Origin of the sequence: Streptomyces sp. NPDC026672 (assembly GCF_040638185.1) — a bacterium.
Classification (GTDB): domain Bacteria; phylum Actinomycetota; class Actinomycetes; order Streptomycetales; family Streptomycetaceae; genus Streptomyces.
In genome coordinates this window covers 16711-31831 of sequence record NZ_JBEZXS010000041.1, presented here as the reverse complement: position 1 = coordinate 31831, position 15121 = coordinate 16711, and the positions used below count along the sequence as shown (strand labels likewise).

Annotated in this window: 14 protein-coding genes and 1 pseudogene; 5 read left to right on the top strand and 10 right to left on the bottom strand. The window is 72.3% G+C overall.

The features are described from left to right. Nucleotides 1-135: 135 nt before the first annotated feature. The 3 genes from gcvH (at nucleotide 136) to AB0F77_RS34165 (ending at nucleotide 3258) form a co-directional block, all read left to right on the top strand. The gene (gene gcvH, locus AB0F77_RS34175) at nucleotides 136-513 is read left to right on the top strand and encodes a glycine cleavage system protein GcvH (protein ID WP_361955751.1); all 378 of its coding nucleotides are present in this window, start codon (nucleotides 136-138) and stop codon (nucleotides 511-513) included. Between the two features lie 15 nt (nucleotides 514-528). Next, nucleotides 529-1809 (top strand): serine hydroxymethyltransferase, encoded by a 1281-nt coding sequence (gene glyA, locus AB0F77_RS34170; RefSeq protein ID WP_361955749.1) that lies wholly within the window; start codon nucleotides 529-531, stop codon nucleotides 1807-1809. 81 nt (nucleotides 1810-1890) lie between these two features. Then, the gene (locus tag AB0F77_RS34165) at nucleotides 1891-3258 is read left to right on the top strand and encodes an L-serine ammonia-lyase (protein WP_361955747.1); all 1368 of its coding nucleotides are present in this window, start codon (nucleotides 1891-1893) and stop codon (nucleotides 3256-3258) included. Between the two features lie 51 nt (nucleotides 3259-3309). On the opposite strand, the gene AB0F77_RS34160 is transcribed toward AB0F77_RS34165, so the two are convergent. The 3 genes from AB0F77_RS34160 to AB0F77_RS34150 all read right to left on the bottom strand — a co-directional run bounded on the left by AB0F77_RS34160 (nucleotide 3310) and on the right by AB0F77_RS34150 (nucleotide 5351). Then, nucleotides 3310-3972, bottom strand: coding sequence for an NAD(P)-binding domain-containing protein (locus AB0F77_RS34160; protein WP_361955745.1), 663 nt, complete (start codon nucleotides 3970-3972; stop codon nucleotides 3310-3312). A gap of 159 nt (nucleotides 3973-4131) precedes the next feature. Beyond that, complete coding sequence (locus tag AB0F77_RS34155) at nucleotides 4132-4344, bottom strand: EF-hand domain-containing protein (RefSeq protein WP_199213668.1); 213 nt, start codon at nucleotides 4342-4344, stop codon at nucleotides 4132-4134. A 59-nt stretch (nucleotides 4345-4403) separates the two neighbouring features. After that, entirely contained in the window at nucleotides 4404-5351 is a 948-nt protein-coding gene (locus tag AB0F77_RS34150) for a MerR family transcriptional regulator (RefSeq protein WP_361955742.1), read from the bottom strand. Between the two features lie 29 nt (nucleotides 5352-5380). Between AB0F77_RS34150 and AB0F77_RS34145 the strand changes: the two are divergent. Further along, nucleotides 5381-5618 (top strand): annotated as a pseudogene (locus AB0F77_RS34145) (GNAT family N-acetyltransferase); the annotation flags it as partial. A gap of 13 nt (nucleotides 5619-5631) precedes the next feature. Here the strand turns inward: AB0F77_RS34145 and AB0F77_RS34140 are convergent. From AB0F77_RS34140 to AB0F77_RS34110, 7 genes are all read right to left on the bottom strand, one after another. Beyond that, on the bottom strand, nucleotides 5632-6228 hold the full coding sequence (locus AB0F77_RS34140) for an ADP-ribosyltransferase (protein ID WP_361955740.1): 597 nt from the start codon (nucleotides 6226-6228) through the stop codon (nucleotides 5632-5634). 88 nt (nucleotides 6229-6316) lie between these two features. Continuing rightward, a complete protein-coding gene (locus tag AB0F77_RS34135) occupies nucleotides 6317-7501 on the bottom strand; it encodes a hypothetical protein (protein WP_361955738.1) in 1185 nt (394 codons plus the stop codon). Further along, nucleotides 7501-8295, bottom strand: coding sequence for a polysaccharide deacetylase family protein (locus tag AB0F77_RS34130; protein WP_361955736.1), 795 nt, complete (start codon nucleotides 8293-8295; stop codon nucleotides 7501-7503). Before AB0F77_RS34130 ends, AB0F77_RS34135 begins: the two co-directional genes overlap by 1 nt. A gap of 79 nt (nucleotides 8296-8374) precedes the next feature. Next, entirely contained in the window at nucleotides 8375-8992 is a 618-nt protein-coding gene (locus tag AB0F77_RS34125; RefSeq protein ID WP_361955734.1) for an ATP-binding protein, read from the bottom strand. 170 nt (nucleotides 8993-9162) lie between these two features. Next, entirely contained in the window at nucleotides 9163-9930 is a 768-nt protein-coding gene (locus AB0F77_RS34120) for an enoyl-CoA hydratase-related protein (protein WP_361955732.1), read from the bottom strand. Between the two features lie 58 nt (nucleotides 9931-9988). Beyond that, nucleotides 9989-11230: an Ig-like domain-containing protein gene (locus AB0F77_RS34115; protein ID WP_361955730.1), complete on the bottom strand. Its 1242-nt coding sequence runs from the start codon at nucleotides 11228-11230 to the stop codon at nucleotides 9989-9991. 165 nt (nucleotides 11231-11395) lie between these two features. Beyond that, a complete protein-coding gene (locus tag AB0F77_RS34110) occupies nucleotides 11396-12631 on the bottom strand; it encodes an Ig-like domain-containing protein (RefSeq protein ID WP_361955728.1) in 1236 nt (411 codons plus the stop codon). Between the two features lie 225 nt (nucleotides 12632-12856). Here AB0F77_RS34110 and glgX point away from each other — a divergent pair, with 225 nt between their 5' ends. Beyond that, a complete protein-coding gene (gene glgX / locus AB0F77_RS34105; RefSeq protein ID WP_361955726.1) occupies nucleotides 12857-15103 on the top strand; it encodes a glycogen debranching protein GlgX in 2247 nt (748 codons plus the stop codon). Nucleotides 15104-15121 lie beyond the last annotated feature (18 nt).

Genomic DNA, 15121 nt, shown 5'->3' with positions numbered 1-15121 from the left:
AACCGGAAGCAGACCCGGAAGCGGAACGGAAGCGGACACCGGGCGCGGTCACCCGCGCGCGGGCCTGCGGCCCCGAGCGGGCCGACGATCCCCCCTTTTCACCAGCACATCCCCGCGTACAGGAGAATTCAGGCCATGAGCAACCCCCAGCAGCTGCGCTACAGCAAGGAACACGAGTGGCTGTCGGTCGCCGAGGACGGCGTCTCGACGGTCGGGATCACCGAGTTCGCCGCCAACGCGCTCGGCGACGTCGTCTACGCCCAGCTCCCCGAGGTCGGCTCCGCGGTGACCGCGGGCGACTCCTGCGGCGAGCTGGAGTCGACCAAGTCCGTCAGCGACCTCTACTCGCCCGTCACCGGTGAGATCACGGAGATCAACGAGGACGTGGTGAACGACCCGTCGCTGGTGAACTCGGCCCCCTTCGAGGGCGGCTGGCTGTTCAAGGTGCGCGTCACGGAGGAGCCGGCCGACCTGCTCTCCGCCGACGAGTACGCCGCCCACACCGCCGGCTGAGGAGTCACCGACCGCATGTCGCTTCTGAACACCCCCCTGCACGAGCTCGACCCGGACGTGGCCGCCGCGGTCGACGCCGAGCTGCGCCGCCAGCAGTCCACGCTGGAGATGATCGCGTCGGAGAACTTCGCTCCGCTCGCGGTCATGGAGGCGCAGGGCTCGGTCCTCACCAACAAGTACGCCGAGGGCTATCCGGGCCGCCGCTACTACGGCGGCTGCGAGCACGTCGACGTCACCGAGCAGATCGCGATCGACCGGCTCAAGGAGCTGTTCGGCGCCGAGTACGCCAACGTCCAGCCGCACTCCGGCGCCTCCGCCAACCAGGCGGCCCTGTTCGCGCTGGCCCAGCCCGGCGACACGATCCTCGGCCTGGACCTGGCCCACGGCGGCCACCTCACCCACGGGATGCGGCTGAACTTCTCCGGCAAGCAGTTCGACGTGGTCGCCTACCACGTCGACCCGGCGACCGGTCTGGTCGACATGGCCGAGCTGGAGAAGCTCGCGCGGGAGCACCGCCCGAAGGTGATCATCGCGGGCTGGTCGGCGTACCCGCGGCAGCTGGACTTCGCCGAGTTCCGCCGGATCGCCGACGAGGTCGGGGCATACCTGTGGGTCGACATGGCGCACTTCGCGGGTCTGGTCGCCGCCGGTCTGCACCCGAACCCGGTGCCGTACGCGGACGTGGTGACCTCCACCACCCACAAGACGCTGGGCGGTCCGCGCGGCGGGATCATCCTCGCGAAGAAGGAGTTCGCGAAGAAGCTGAACTCCTCGGTCTTCCCGGGCTTCCAGGGCGGTCCGCTGGAGCACGTGATCGCGGCCAAGGCGGTCTCCTTCAAGGTCGCCGCCTCGGACGAGTTCAAGGAGCGCCAGCGCCGTACGGTCGAGGGGGCGCGGATCCTCGCCGAGCGGCTGACGGCGGAGGACGCCCGCGCGGCCGGTGTGAACGTGCTGTCCGGCGGTACGGACGTGCACCTCGTCCTGGTCGACCTGCGCGAGTCGGAGCTGGACGGTCAGCAGGCCGAGGACCGGCTGCACGAGGTCGGCGTCACCGTGAACCGCAACGCCGTCCCGAACGACCCGCGTCCGCCGATGGTCACGTCCGGGCTGCGTGTCGGCACGCCGGCGCTGGCCACCCGCGGCTTCCTGGCGGAGGACTTCGCCGAGGTCGCGGACGTGATCGCCGAGACGCTCAAGGCACCCGCCCCGTTCGGGGAGGCCGAGGCGTCGAAGCTGAGGGCCCGGGTCACCGCCCTGGCCGAGAAGCACCCGCTGTACCCCGGTCTGGGCAAGTAGTCCCCTTCGCGGGGTGCCGCGCGACACTCGTAGGTGGGCGCGGCACCCCGCCCCCGCACCACCCCGTATTGAGGAGTCACCGTGGCCGTCTCGGTCTTCGACCTGTTCTCGATCGGCATCGGCCCGTCCAGCTCCCACACGGTCGGCCCGATGCGCGCGGCGCACATGTTCGCCCGCAGGCTGCGCAACGAGGGCCTGCTGGACCCCGTCGCGTCGATCCGCTCCGAGCTGTACGGCTCGCTGGGCGCCACCGGCCACGGCCACGGCACGCCGAAGGCGGTGCTGCTCGGCCTGGAGGGCGAATCGCCGCGCACGGTGGACGTGGAGACGGCGGACGAGCGGGTGGCCGCCATCAGGTCGTCGCGCCGGCTGAACCTCCTCGGCGAGCACGAGATCGTCTTCGACGCCGACCGGGACCTGAAGCTGCACCGGCGCAAGGCGCTGCCGTACCACGCCAACGGCATGACGCTGTGGGCGTACGACGCCTCGGGCGCGGAGCTGCTGGCGAAGACGTACTACTCGGTGGGCGGCGGGTTCGTCGTCGACGAGGACGCGGTCGGCGCGGACCGGATCAAGCTGGACGACACGGTCCTCAAGTACCCCTTCCGCACGGGCGACGAGCTGCTGCGGCTGACGAAGGAGACGGGTCTGTCGATCTCCTCGCTGATGCTGGAGAACGAGCGGGCCTGGCGCACGGAGGAGGAGATCCGGGCGGGGCTGCTGGAGATCTGGGGGGTCATGCGGGCGTGCGTGTCGCGCGGCATGTCCCGCGAGGGCATCCTGCCGGGCGGTCTGAAGGTGCGCCGGCGCGCGGCCGTCACCGCGCGGCAGCTGCGCGCCGAGGGTGATCCGCTGGCCCACGCGATGGAGTGGATCACGCTCTACGCGATGGCGGTGAACGAGGAGAACGCGGCGGGCGGACGGGTGGTGACGGCGCCGACGAACGGCGCGGCCGGCATCATCCCGGCGGTGCTCCACTACTACATGGACTTCGTGCCCGGCGCGGACGAGGACGGCGTGGTCCGCTTCCTGCTGGCCGCGGGCGCGATCGGCATGCTCTTCAAGGAGAACGCGTCCATCTCCGGCGCGGAGGTCGGCTGCCAGGGCGAGGTCGGTTCGGCCTGCTCGATGGCGGCGGGCGCGCTGGCCGAGGTGCTGGGCGGGTCTCCCGAGCAGGTGGAGAACGCGGCGGAGATCGGCATGGAGCACAACCTCGGCCTCACCTGCGACCCCGTGGGCGGCCTGGTCCAGATCCCCTGCATCGAGCGCAACGGCATGGCCGCGGTCAAGGCGGTCACGGCGGCCCGTATGGCGATGCGCGGCGACGGCTCCCACAAGGTGTCCCTGGACAAGGTCATCAAGACGATGAAGGACACGGGCGCGGACATGTCGGTCAAGTACAAGGAGACGGCCCGCGGCGGCCTGGCGGTCAACATCATCGAGTGCTGAGCGCGCGGCCCCCGGTCGATGGGCCGGGGGCCGGTGAGTGTGTGGGGGCGGTCAGCCCCGGAAGGTGTCCGGGCGGGTCGGGGACGCCTCCGACAGGGCCTTGGTGACCGCGGCCGTTCCCTCGCGGAGGCCGTAGACCGGGGTGCCCGGCTGCTGGCGCCAGGAGTCGGCGACGGTGCCCGCGTCGACCGTGTCGAAGCCGAGTTCGTCGATCAGGGCGCGCACCGTGGCCTTGGCCGCCGCGTCGTCGCCGGCCACCGGGAGGGCCATGCGGTCGGGGGCGCCGGCCGGGCGGTGGCGGTCCAGGATGTCCTGCGCGAAGGTGCCGTTGAACGCCTTGACGACCGGGTGGCCGATCCGCTGCTGCGTCCAGGCGCTCTCGGTGATGCCGTCGTCCTCGATCCCGGCGATACGGCCGTCCCGTTCACGCGGGTAGTAGTTGCCGGTGTCGATCACGGCGACGTTCGCGGCGGCGCCGTCCAGCAGGCCGGACGGGAGGTCCGGGACCGCCTTCACGGGGACGGTGACCACGACGACCTCCGCGCCGCGGGCCGCCTCCTCGACGGGGACCGGGGTCGCGCCCGTCTCCCGCGCGAGTTCGGTGAGCGTCTGCGGGCCGCGCGAGTTGGCCACGGAGACGTCGTGGCCGAGGGCGGTGAGCCGGCGTGTCAGATTGCCGCCGATGTTGCCCGCGCCGATGATGCCGATCTTCATGACAGCCCCTTAGGGATCGATGCATGCGCATGCTTCTGTGCCCGGCATCAACCCGGAGTGACGGTCTCGTATTCCGGCGTCACGGCGAACGGGTGAGACACCGCGAGCGGACGTGACGGAGGGGGCGCCGAGAGCGGCGCCCCCTCCACCGGGCCCGCGTCACTTGCTCAGGTACGCCCAGAACTCGTCGAACGACAGGACCTTGTCGCCGTTGAGGTCACGGGTCCTGATGACGGCCTCGGCCACCGTGTCGGTGACGTTCCAGTCGCCTCCCTGGGCGAGGGCGGACTTGAACTCGGCGGCGGTGATGAATCCGTCACCGTCCGCGTCGATCCGCTGGAACTGCTTGCGTGCTTCCTCGATGTCCGCCACCGATCCGCCCCTTTTGCTCGTGTTTCTCGTGCCGTGTCGGCGTACTGCCGCAGGTCAGATTAACGGCCCCGGCGGAACTCCAGTGCAGCGACCACCCAGGCGAAGTCCTCCTCGTGCGCCGGCTGGGACGTCCCCTTGAGGATGCCGAGCAACTCGCGGTAGCGGGCGAGCCGTACGTTGTGCGACGCCCTCATCCGGTCGAGGACCGCGGCGCGGTCGGCGTCGCCGAGCAGGTCCCGCAGCACCTGTTCGGCCTCGGGAGCCCGCGGGTCGACCCCTTGCTCTCGGGCGCGCCCGACCAGCTCCACGAGCCGCTTGAAGAACCACATGGACGCCCCGGCCGGCGTCTCGTGTCCCCGGTCCGCGGCGTTGAACTCGGCCGCCCGCCGCATCTGGGCCCGGAACGCGGGGTCCTGGATCATCTCGGCCAACTCCACCCAGGCGTCGACCTGTTCGGGTGTCGGATCGTCGGGCAGGGACAGGGCGGTGGTGCGCATGCGCTCGCGGACATCCGGGTCCGCGGTGTCCAGTCCGGCGAACAGTTCCGCCACGAACTCCTCCAGGATGCGCCTGCGTTCGGCGGCCGACAGCCGTGCCAGTCGGTTCATCAGGGTCATCTCCTCCGCGGTCGAACCGCGTCGCGCGACAGTGGACAGCACCGCGCGGGTCACCCGTAGCGACCTGATCTGCGCGTCCAGGGCCGCCACGTGCGCCTCCGCGACCCGCGCCACGGTGGTCTCGCCCGCGAGCACCGCGCGCACGTCGTCCAGGCCGAGGCCCAACTCGCGGAGGGTGCGCACGAGTTCCAGACGGGCCATGGAGGCGGCGTCGTAGAGCCGGTAGCCGCCCGCGGACCGGGCCACCGGGGGCAGGGCGCCCGCGTCGGACCAGTAACGGATGGTGCGCACACCGAGACCGGTGGCCCGCGCCAGCTCACCGATGGTGAACAGCGCGGTGCCGTCGTCGTACGGCGGGTCTGGGGGCGCTCCCCCCGGCTGGTGCTGCATGTCTGCGAGTCTGAGCCCTCCAGCGGGTGGAGACTCAAGGAGCGGCCCACTCCCGCGTGGCCCACGCCCGGCGGCGGCGCGACGCTGTGCGTGCGTGGGGCGCGGAGGGGGCTGGGGCGGCTGCTGGTGACGGCGGCCCGGCATCTCGCCGGGGAGCCGTTGTGGGCGCGGGTCTCGCCGGGGAACGCCCGCGGTGTGCGGGCGTTCCGGGCGGCGGGCCACGTGCCGGTCGGGGCCGAGGCCCTGTTCCTCGCGGCCCGGGAGTGACGGGCCGGGGGGCTCAGTGCCAGGGCACGTAGCCGGGGTTGCTCTCGCAGTCCGAGAGGATCTCCGTGCGGGTCGCGCGGTCGACCGGGCACGCGCCGACGACGTACTGCCGGGCGATGCCGCCGGGGAAGGCCACCTCGACCTGGCCGGCCCATTTGTGGGTGTCGCCGATGGTCTTGTTGACGTCGATGCCGCCGGGCGCGTCGACGTAGTAGTTGTAGGCGGACCTCCAGGACTTGTAGAGGTCGTGGTCGTACGTCGTCGAGACGTACGGCGAGGGCTGGTTGACCAGGACGTACTTCTCGACGTCGTACTGCCCGCCGGTCACGTCCTTCGGCCGGAAGCCCTGGTCGAAGATCACGGCGGGGGCGCGGTCGTCGCTGCGCCACAGCGTGCCGCAGGTGGTGCGCCACACGGGCCGGGGGGTGATGCGGTCGACGTCGACGCGCCGGTCCGCGGCCGCCTCGACCGGGTCGGCGAACTGGGGACAGGCCGGGGCGGCGGCCTTGGCGGGAGCGGCGGACGACGGCAGGGCGGCCGTGGTCGCGAGGACGGCTCCCAGGGACAGGACGGCGGCGACGGTCCGCCGCCGGACGCTGGTGGTGATCATGGACAGCACGATGGCGGCCGGCCGGCGGCGGGGCGTGGACCGTCACCCGATCGACGGCGTGTCCGGCCGCCGGCCAACGCGCCCCGTGTCAGCGGAAGATGCCGGTGTGCCCGAGCGAGTAGCGGCCCGGCTGGGGATAGACGGCGAGGCCGTGCGGCCCCTTGCCGACCTTGACGCGCGCCAGCAGGGTCCCGGTGCGGGTGTTGATGGCGTACACCTCGGAGTCGTAACGGCCCGACAGCCACAGGACCTTGCCGTCCGCGGAGACGCCGCCCATGTCGGGGCTGCCGCCACCGGGCAGGTGCCACTTCGCGGTGAGCCGGCCGCGGGCGAAGTCGAAGAGCGAGATCGTCCCCTCGCCCCGGTTGGAGATGTACATCTCGCGGGAGTCGCGGCTGACGTAGAGGCCGTGGGCGCCCTTGCCGGTGGGCAGGAAGCCGGGCCTGGCGAAGGTGTCACCGTTCAGCACCCACAGCCCGTCGGCCTTCATGTCGGCGATGTAGAAGCGCCGGCCGTCGGGCGAGACCTTGACGTCCTGCGGCATCGCCCCGTCGAAGGGGAGCCGCTCCTGGGCGACGACCGCCATCCGCGCGGTGTCGACCTTGAGGATCTCTCCGCTGAACTCGCAGGAGACGATGAAGTAGCGGCCGTCCCGGGAGAAGTCGGCGTGGTTGACGCCGTAGCAGCTGACCGGGACGGTCTTGACGCGCTTCATGGTGTGCGCGTCGCGGAAGACGAGTTCGCGGTCGAGGGACGCCATGACGACGGCGTACTTGCCGTCGGGCGTGAAGTAGAGGTTGTAGGGGTCGTGCACCGCGACCGGCCGGCCGGCGCGGCCGGTGCGGGGGTCGAGGGGCGTGAGGCTGTTGCCGCGGTCGTTGTTGACCCACAGCGTGCGCAGGTCCCAGGAGGGCACGACGTGCTGGGGCTGCCGGCCGACGGGGACGGTCGCCACGACCCGGTAGGTCGCCGGGTCGATCACCGAGACGGTGTCGGACTCGGTGTTGGGGACGTAGACCCGGGACGGGAGATCCGCGACGACCGGGGAGAGCCGGCCCGGCCGGTCGGCGGCGTAGACGTCGGCCGGGTCGAGCAGCGGCGGCATCCCGGGCAGGCCGTCGGCGCTCGCCCGGGGCACGGGCCGGACGGGGGTCGTGCCGCCGGGGGTCTCCTTCGCGCGGGGGGTGCCGGTGCCGCAGCCGGGCAGCAGCGCGAGGGCGGTGAGCGCGGCGCCGGACACGGCCAGCAGGCGAGCGGTCGGACGAGGGCGCATCAGCTCAGCAGCTCCGTGGTGGTGACGGCGCGCAGCCCGCGGCGGCCGAGTTCGTGGAGGACGTCGGGGAGGGCGGCGACCGTGCCGGGGTGCCCGAGGTGCAGGCTCACCACGGAACCGGCGCGGACCCGGTCGAGGACGGCGCGGACGACGGCGGGGGCGCCCGGGTCGGTGTGGTCGAGCGAGTCGACGTCGTACGACAGCACGTGCGGGTAGCCCGCCGCGTGGGCCAGCCGGGTCACGAGCGGGGAGGCGACGGCGGTCTGCGAGGGGCGGAACCAGGTGCCGATGGAACCGGTGAGCCGGCGCAGCCGGTCGGCGCACTCGGTGATCTCGGCGCGGGCGTCCTCCTCGGGCAGGGTGTTGACGGCGATGTGCCGCTGGGTGTGGTTGCCCAGGTCGTGGCCGCCGTCGAGGACCCGGCGGGCGAGTTCGGGGTTGGCGTCGAGCCAGCCGCCGACGGCGAGCACGGTGATCCGGGCGCCCTGCCGCTCGGCCGCGGTGAGCAGGTCCTCGGCGAGGGCGGGATCGCCCTGGCCGTGGAAGGTGAGGGCGACCCGGGGGCGGTCGCGGGGGCCGTGGGTGATCTGCGCGGGGTGCCCGGGGAAGGCGCGGGGTGCGGGGGCGGGCCCCGGCGGGGTGGCCTTCGCGGCGGTCCGCGAGGGGGTGGACCGCTGGGGGTCCTGGGGCGCGGCGGTGCCGGTGGCGGCGCATCCGGCGAGGGCGCCCGCGGCGACGAGTCCGGCACCGGCGCGCAACGCCGAGCGGCGATCGGTCGTGGTCACGCCCCCCATTTAAGGGGTGAAGGGCGCGAAAACGCTCCATTGCGACGATCGGGGTGATTCTCGGCCGGACCCGGCTCTCCCGGCCGGACTACTGGGGCGGGCGCTCCGCCACCCTCATCTCGAACCACGTCGTCTTGCCGCGCGGCAGCAGGTCCACGCCCCAGCGGTCGGAGAGCTTGTCCACCAGGAACAGGCCCCGGCCGCTCAGGTCCAGTTCCTGAACCGGCATCAGACACGGCAGCCCGCGCGAGGGATCGCGCACCTCGACGCGGATCCAGCCGCGGCGGCGGCGCATGCGCAGCCCGAAGACCCGGGCGCCGGTGTGCCGTACGGCGTTGCCGACGAGTTCGGAGACGAGCAGGACCGCGTCCTCGGCCATCTTGGGCGTGAGCCCCCAGTGCCTCAGGACGACGACCTGGGTGAGCCTGCGGGCGGTGGCGGCGGACTCGGGGCGGGACGGGAGCGGGATCTCGGCGTCGGCCGGGTTGCCGTACAACTCCAGTGCTCTGAGCGCTCGTTCGTCCTCGACCGCGGGCGACCAACGCGCCGCAGGCGCACGGCTGTGTCCCCGCGGCTGTTCGATGCCCTCCAGCCCCGCCATGCCCCCATCATGGCGGCCCGTACCACGCTCCGGGGCCGTTCCCTGGGAATCCAACCCCCGGAACGCCTCGTTCCGTGCCGTTCCCTGGACATATGCCGAGGGCATCCCCGAGGTCTCGAAGGACCCACCCACCTGCGCGGACGACTCGTCACCTGGCAATCGACAGGCCTCCTCGACAAGGCAGGCTTAAGGGTGCGTTAAGGCTCCCATAAACCGCCCGATCGAGGGACCCGAATGAGACATCACGTCAATTGCAAGAGGGCGGGGCGGGTTTCTCAGAGGAACTTGGCCTTGCCGGGGCCTTCCTCCACGAAGCTGCGCATGCCCCGCTCGCGGTCCTCGGTGGCGAACAGCCCGGCGAACCAGTTCCGTTCGACGGCGAGCCCGGTCTCCAGGTCCGTCTCGATCCCGGTGTCGACCGACTCCTTCGCCGCGCGCAGCGCGAGCGCCGGGCCCTGTGCGAGCTTCGCCGCCCAGGCGTGCGCCTCGGTGTAGACCTCGGCGGCCGGTACGACCCGGTCGACGAGCCCGATGGACAGCGCCTCGTCGGCCTTCACCATGCGGCCCGTGAAGATCAGGTCCTTCGCCCGGGAGGGCCCGACCAGCCGGGGCAGGCGCTGGGTGCCGCCGGCCCCGGGGATCAGACCGAGCAGGATCTCCGGCTGGGCGAGCTTGGCGTTGTCTGCGGCGATGCGGTAGTCGGCGCACAGGGCCAGTTCGCAGCCGCCACCCAGGGCGTACCCGGTGACGGCCGCGACGACCGGCTTGGGGATGCGGGCCACGGCGGTGAAGGAGTCCTGGAGGGCGCGGGCGCGCAGGACCATCGCGGTGTGGTCCATGGCCTGCATCTCCTTGATGTCCGCACCCGCCGCAAACACCTTCTCGCCGCCGTAGATCACCACGGCGCGCACGTCGTCGCGCCGCCCGGCCTCCTCGGCGAGTTCCTTGAGCCGGTCCTGCGTGGCGACGTCCAGGGCGTTCATCGGCGGGCGGTCCAGGCGCAGCGTTCCGACGCCTCCGGCGACTTCCAGATTCACGGTCATGCCCGCAGGTTAGCGGGCGTTCACCGCGCGGGGGACGGCGGTGCGCCGCCGTCCGCCGTCACGCCTTCCACTTGTCCCAGGACATGTTCCAGCCGTTGAGACCGTTGGCCGCGTCCACCGTGCGGTCGTGGGAGTTCTTGACGACGACCACGTCGCCGACCATCGAGTGGTTGAAGAACCAGGCGGCCGGGACGGACTTGCTGTAGCCGCCGCGCACGTCGCGCAGGCCCACGCAGCCGTGGCTGGCGTTGTAGTTGCCGAAGGCGCCGCCGCCCCAGTAGTTGCCGTGGATGAAGGTGCCGGAGTCGGTGAGCCGGATGGCGTGCGGGACGTCCTTGATGTCGTACTCGCCGCCGTAGCCGACGGTCTCGCCGTTCATCCGGGTCACCGTGAGCTTCTCGCTCATGACCATCTGGCCGTTCCAGGTGTCGTAGCCGGGCTTGCCGGTGGTGACGGGGATGGTCTTGACGACCTTGCCGTCCTGGGTGACCTTCATGGTGTGCTTCTTGGCGTCCACGACGGACACCTGGTTGCGGCCGATGGTGAACGTCACCGTCTTGGCCTGCTTGCCGTAGACGCCCGGACGGCCCTCGACGCCGTCGAGGTCGAGGCCGACGGTGACCTTGGTGCCTTCCTTCCAGTACTGCTCGGGGCGGAAGTCGAGGCGGTCGTTGCCGAACCAGTGGCCCTCGACGTCGACGGGCGGCTCGGTCTTGATCGTGATGGCCTTCTCGACGTCCCCGGGGTGGGTGATGCCCCGGGTGAAGCGTATGGAGAACGGCATGCCGACGCCGACGGTGGAGCCGTCCTCGGGGGTGAAGCTGCCGACGAAGGTGTTCTTCGGCGTGAGCGTGGTGAAGCTGGAGTCCTCGGCGGCCTCGCGGCCGGCGGAGTCCTTGGCGACCGCGTGCACGGTGTACCGGGTGGCGGCGGCGAGATGGCCCGCGGGCTTCCAGCCGGTGCCACCGCCCGTGATGCCGCCCTCGACCTTCTCGCCCTTGGCGTCCTTGACCACGACGTCGACGAGCTTGCCCTTGGCCGCGCTCACTTCGAGGGCGCCGCTGGTGTCGACCGACTTGGCGCCGTCCTTGGGCGCGATGGTGACGACGGCCTCCGACTGCTTGCTCTGCTGACCGGTGGAGTCCCCGGCCTTTCCGCCGCCGGATCCGGACCCCGCGTCGGATCCTCCCCCGCCGCAGGCGGTGACCGCCATCAGCAGCACACCTGAGACCAGCACCAGCCCCTTCCGGCCCCGCCCCCGGACGTCGCTCGACGCCCCCGATATCGGCCGCACGTTCACGTTCTCTCCCCTCGCGGGGCCTGGTCAGGCCCGCACCCCGGCGCGTCCCGCGCCCGCATTGGCGCATATTAACCGGACGGTTTTGAGCTTCGTGTCAGGCGAAGGTCACTGTTCAGTCGCAAGTCGGGCCGACCGCCGGGGTTCCCAACGGCTTTCCCCTCCTGATTACTTGACCGCGCCGCCCGCCTTCCATGCCTGCCACCCCATGTTCCACCCGCCGAGCCCGTTGTCGGGAGCCACCTTCTTGTCGTTGCTGCGGACGACCTCGACGACGTCCCCCACGAGGCTGCGGTCGTAGAACCAGCCGGCCGGGGTGTCCGAACTGCCGCCCTTCACGTCGCGCAGTCCCACGCAGCCGTGGCTGACGTTGACGTTGCCGGGGGCGTCGGGGGACCAGTAGTTGCCGTGCAGATAGGTGCCGGAGTCGGTGAGCTTCATCGCGTGCGGGACGTCCGGGATGTCGTACTCCCCGCCGAAGCCGACCGTCCGTCCGTTCATCCGGGTCACCTCGAACATGTCCATCACCACCATCTTCCCGTTGTAGGTGGTGGACTTGGGGGCGCCCGCCGTGATCGGGACGGTGGCGAGGAGTTCGCCGTCGCGCCGGACCTCCATCGTGTGCGCGGCGGCGTCGACCAGGGAGACCTGGCTGCGGCCGACGGTGAACCCGATCGTCCGGTCCTGGAGCCCGTAGACACCGGGCGCCCCCTCCACGTCGCGCAGCCGCAGGTCGACGGTGACCTGGGTGCCGGGCTTCCAGTAGCGCTCGGGGCGGAAGTCCAGGCGGTCCTTGCCGAACCAGTGCGGGCGGATCTCCACGCCGGGCCGGGCCGTGACCCGTACGGCGCGCTCGACGGCGGCGCGGTCGGTGATCTCCCGGCTGAAGGACAGCGAGACGATCATGCCGGTGCCGACGGTGGAGCGGTTCTCCGGGGTGACGTACGCGATGAACCGCTCGTCGGGGACGTACGTCGTGAACGTGGAGTGCCGGGCCGAGCGGCGGCCGTGGGCGTCACGGGCGACCACGTCCACCGTGTACGTGGCGGCCGGCGCCAGTCGGCGTTCCTTGGGCTCCCAGACCGTGCCGTCGTCGGTGACGCGGCCGGGCACCGGAGTGTCCCGGGCGTCCTGGGAGCGGACCACGCTCACCGACTCCAGCCGTCCGCCGGGGACTTCGACCCGCAGCCGCTCGCCGGGGCGCACGGCCCTGCTGCCGTCGCCCGGGGTCACCCGGACGGGCTCCTCGGGTCCTGGGGGTTTCCCCAGGACCTCGTCCAGGACGCCCCGTCCGCCGCCGCCGTCCGAAGTGCAGCCGGCCGCCCCGGCCAGCAGCCCCGCCCATGTCAGTGCCGCGGCCAGTGCCGCCGCCGCGCGCCTCGCGCGCCCTTGTGCATGCCTCACGTCGGGACAACGACCGGGCACGCCCTGGGGAAACGTGAGTGCGACGCAAGCGGTGGGCAGAACAGTGGGGAGGACGAACAGGGGAGCCGCCGCGCCCGCGAGCCGTCGTGGGCGCGACCGTGCCGTGCGGTCGTGCGCGCTCCGGGCCCGTGGGGCGCGGAGCGACCGCCCGGCGCGGGCCGAGTGCGCCCCGGAGGCGGACCAGCCGACACAGAGGGGCCGACAGTGACGAGCGCAGCCGAGCAGCAGGGCGTGGCTCAGGAACGGACCGTGGACGACGGGCCCGCCACGGGTGTGGCACACGGCGCGAGGAGGGCGGTGCCCCCGTCCCCCGCCGCCCGGCCGGGGGCGTCCACCCCGCTGGGGGCCCGCTTCCGGGCGGGCCAGGACGGGGTCGCGGGCACCAACTTCGCGCTCTGGGCGGCCGGGGCGGAGGCCGTCCAGCTGTGTCTCTTCGACGAGCGGGGCCGTGAGACGCGGGTGCGGCTGACCGAGCTGACCCATGAGATCTGGCACGGCTTCGTGCCCGGGGTGATGCCCGGTCAGCGCTACGGCTTCCGCGTGGACGGCCGCTGGGACCCGTGGATCGGCGCCCGCTGGAACCCGGCGAAGCTGCTCCTCGATCCGTACGCCCGTGCGGTGGACGGCGAGTTCACCCTGCCGGCGGAGGTGTACGGGCACGTCCGGGACTGGCCCCAGCAGCACGTCGCGGACACCGTGCGCGACGACCGGGACTCCGCGCCGTACGTCCCCAAGGGCGTTGTCGTCCACGATGACGACGACTGGTCGGACGACCACCGCCCCAAGACACCGTGGGCGGACTCGGTCATCTACGAGCTGCACGTCAAGGGTTTCACCCGGCTGCACCCCGGCATCCCCGAGGAGCTGCGCGGCACCTACGCCGGGCTCGCGCACCCGGCGGCCGTCGAGCACCTGGTCCGGCTGGGCGTGACGGCCGTGGAGCTGCTGCCGGTGCACCAGTTCGCGCACGAGGACCACCTGCTGCGCCGGGGCCTGCGCAACTACTGGGGCTACAACTCCATCGGCTACTTCGCCCCGCACGCGGCCTACGCGGCCTCCGGTACGACGGGGCAGCAGGTCGGCGAGTTCAAGCGGATGGTCAGGGCGCTGCACGAGGCCGGCATCGAGGTCATCCTCGACGTGGTCTACAACCACACGGCGGAGGCCGGGGAACTGGGGCCCACGCTCTCCCTGAAGGGCATCGACAACCGCGGCTACTACCGGCTCCAGGACGACGCGCGCCGGTACGCCGACTACACCGGCTGCGGCAACACCCTGCACGTGGTCCAGCCGCAGGTGCTGCGGCTGATCACCGACTCGCTGCGCTACTGGGTGACCGAGATGGGCGTGGACGGCTTCCGCTTCGACCTCGCGGCGGCGCTGGCCCGTTCGATGCACGACGTCGACATGCTCTCGCCGTTCCTCGCGGTGATCGCGCAGGACCCGGTGCTGCGCCGGGTGAAGCTGATCGCCGAGCCGTGGGACATCGGCTCGGGCGGCTACCAGGTGGGGGCGTTCCCGCCGCTGTGGACGGAGTGGAACGACCGCTACCGGGGGGCGGTGCGGGACTTCTGGCGCGGCGCCCTGCCGGACGTGCGGGACCTCGGCTACCGGCTGTCCGGCTCCAGCGACCTGTACGCCTGGGGCGGGCGCCGCCCCTACGCCTCCGTCAACTTCGTCACCGCGCACGACGGGTTCACCCTGCGCGACCTGGTGTCGTACGGGCACAAGCACAACGAGGCCAACGGCGAGGACAACCGGGACGGCTCCGACGACAACCGCGCCTGGAACTGCGGGGCGGAGGGGGAGAGCGCGGACGAGGAGGTGCGGGGGCTGCGCCGGCGCCAGTTGCGCAACCTGCTGACCACCCTGCTGCTGTCCACGGGGGTGCCGATGCTGGTGGCGGGGGACGAGATGGGCCGCACCCAGGGCGGCAACAACAACGCCTACTGCCAGGACAACGAGATCAGCTGGCTGGACTGGGGGCTGCTGGAGGAGCCGGGCTGGCGGGCCCTGTTCGACCTGACCTCCCGGCTGATCGCGCTGCGCCACCGCCATCCGGTGCTGCGCCGGCGGGCGTTCTTCTCCGGCCGGGCCCACTCGGCGGACGGGCTGCGGGACCTGGCCTGGTTCACGGCACGGGGCACGGAGATGACGGAGGGCGACTGGTACGCGCCCGCGGCGACGCTCGGCATGTATCTGTCGGGGCGGGACATCCCGGGCCGGGACGAGCGGGGGGCGCCGGTCGTGGACGACAGCTTCCTCGCGGTGCTGCACGCCGGGGACCGGCCGACCTCCTTCGTGCTGCCCGGTCCGCCGTGGGCGGAGCGGTACGCGGTCGTCGTGGACACCTCGCGCGAGGAGCAGGCCGAGGCGCCGGACACGGTCCACGCGGCGGGCGCGGAGATCACGGTCCCGGCGCGGACGGTGCTGCTGCTGCGCGTGGAGTGACCCCGCGCCGCCGACACG

Excerpts from the sequence above, each read along its gene's own strand:
- gcvH (WP_361955751.1), top strand. The coding sequence starts at position 136 with ATGAGCAACCCCCAGCAGCTGCGCTACAGCAAGGAACACGAGTGGCTG.
- glyA (WP_361955749.1), top strand. The coding sequence starts at position 529 with ATGTCGCTTCTGAACACCCCCCTGCACGAGCTCGACCCGGACGTGGCC.
- AB0F77_RS34160 (WP_361955745.1), bottom strand. The coding sequence starts at position 3,972 with ATGAAGATCGGCATCATCGGCGCGGGCAACATCGGCGGCAATCTGACA.
- AB0F77_RS34150 (WP_361955742.1), bottom strand. The coding sequence starts at position 5,351 with ATGCAGCACCAGCCGGGGGGAGCGCCCCCAGACCCGCCGTACGACGAC.
- AB0F77_RS34140 (WP_361955740.1), bottom strand. The coding sequence starts at position 6,228 with ATGATCACCACCAGCGTCCGGCGGCGGACCGTCGCCGCCGTCCTGTCC.
- AB0F77_RS34135 (WP_361955738.1), bottom strand. The coding sequence starts at position 7,501 with ATGCGCCCTCGTCCGACCGCTCGCCTGCTGGCCGTGTCCGGCGCCGCG.
- AB0F77_RS34130 (WP_361955736.1), bottom strand. The coding sequence starts at position 8,295 with ATGGGGGGCGTGACCACGACCGATCGCCGCTCGGCGTTGCGCGCCGGT.
- AB0F77_RS34125 (WP_361955734.1), bottom strand. The coding sequence starts at position 8,992 with ATGCCCTCGGCATATGTCCAGGGAACGGCACGGAACGAGGCGTTCCGG.
- AB0F77_RS34120 (WP_361955732.1), bottom strand. The coding sequence starts at position 9,930 with ATGACCGTGAATCTGGAAGTCGCCGGAGGCGTCGGAACGCTGCGCCTG.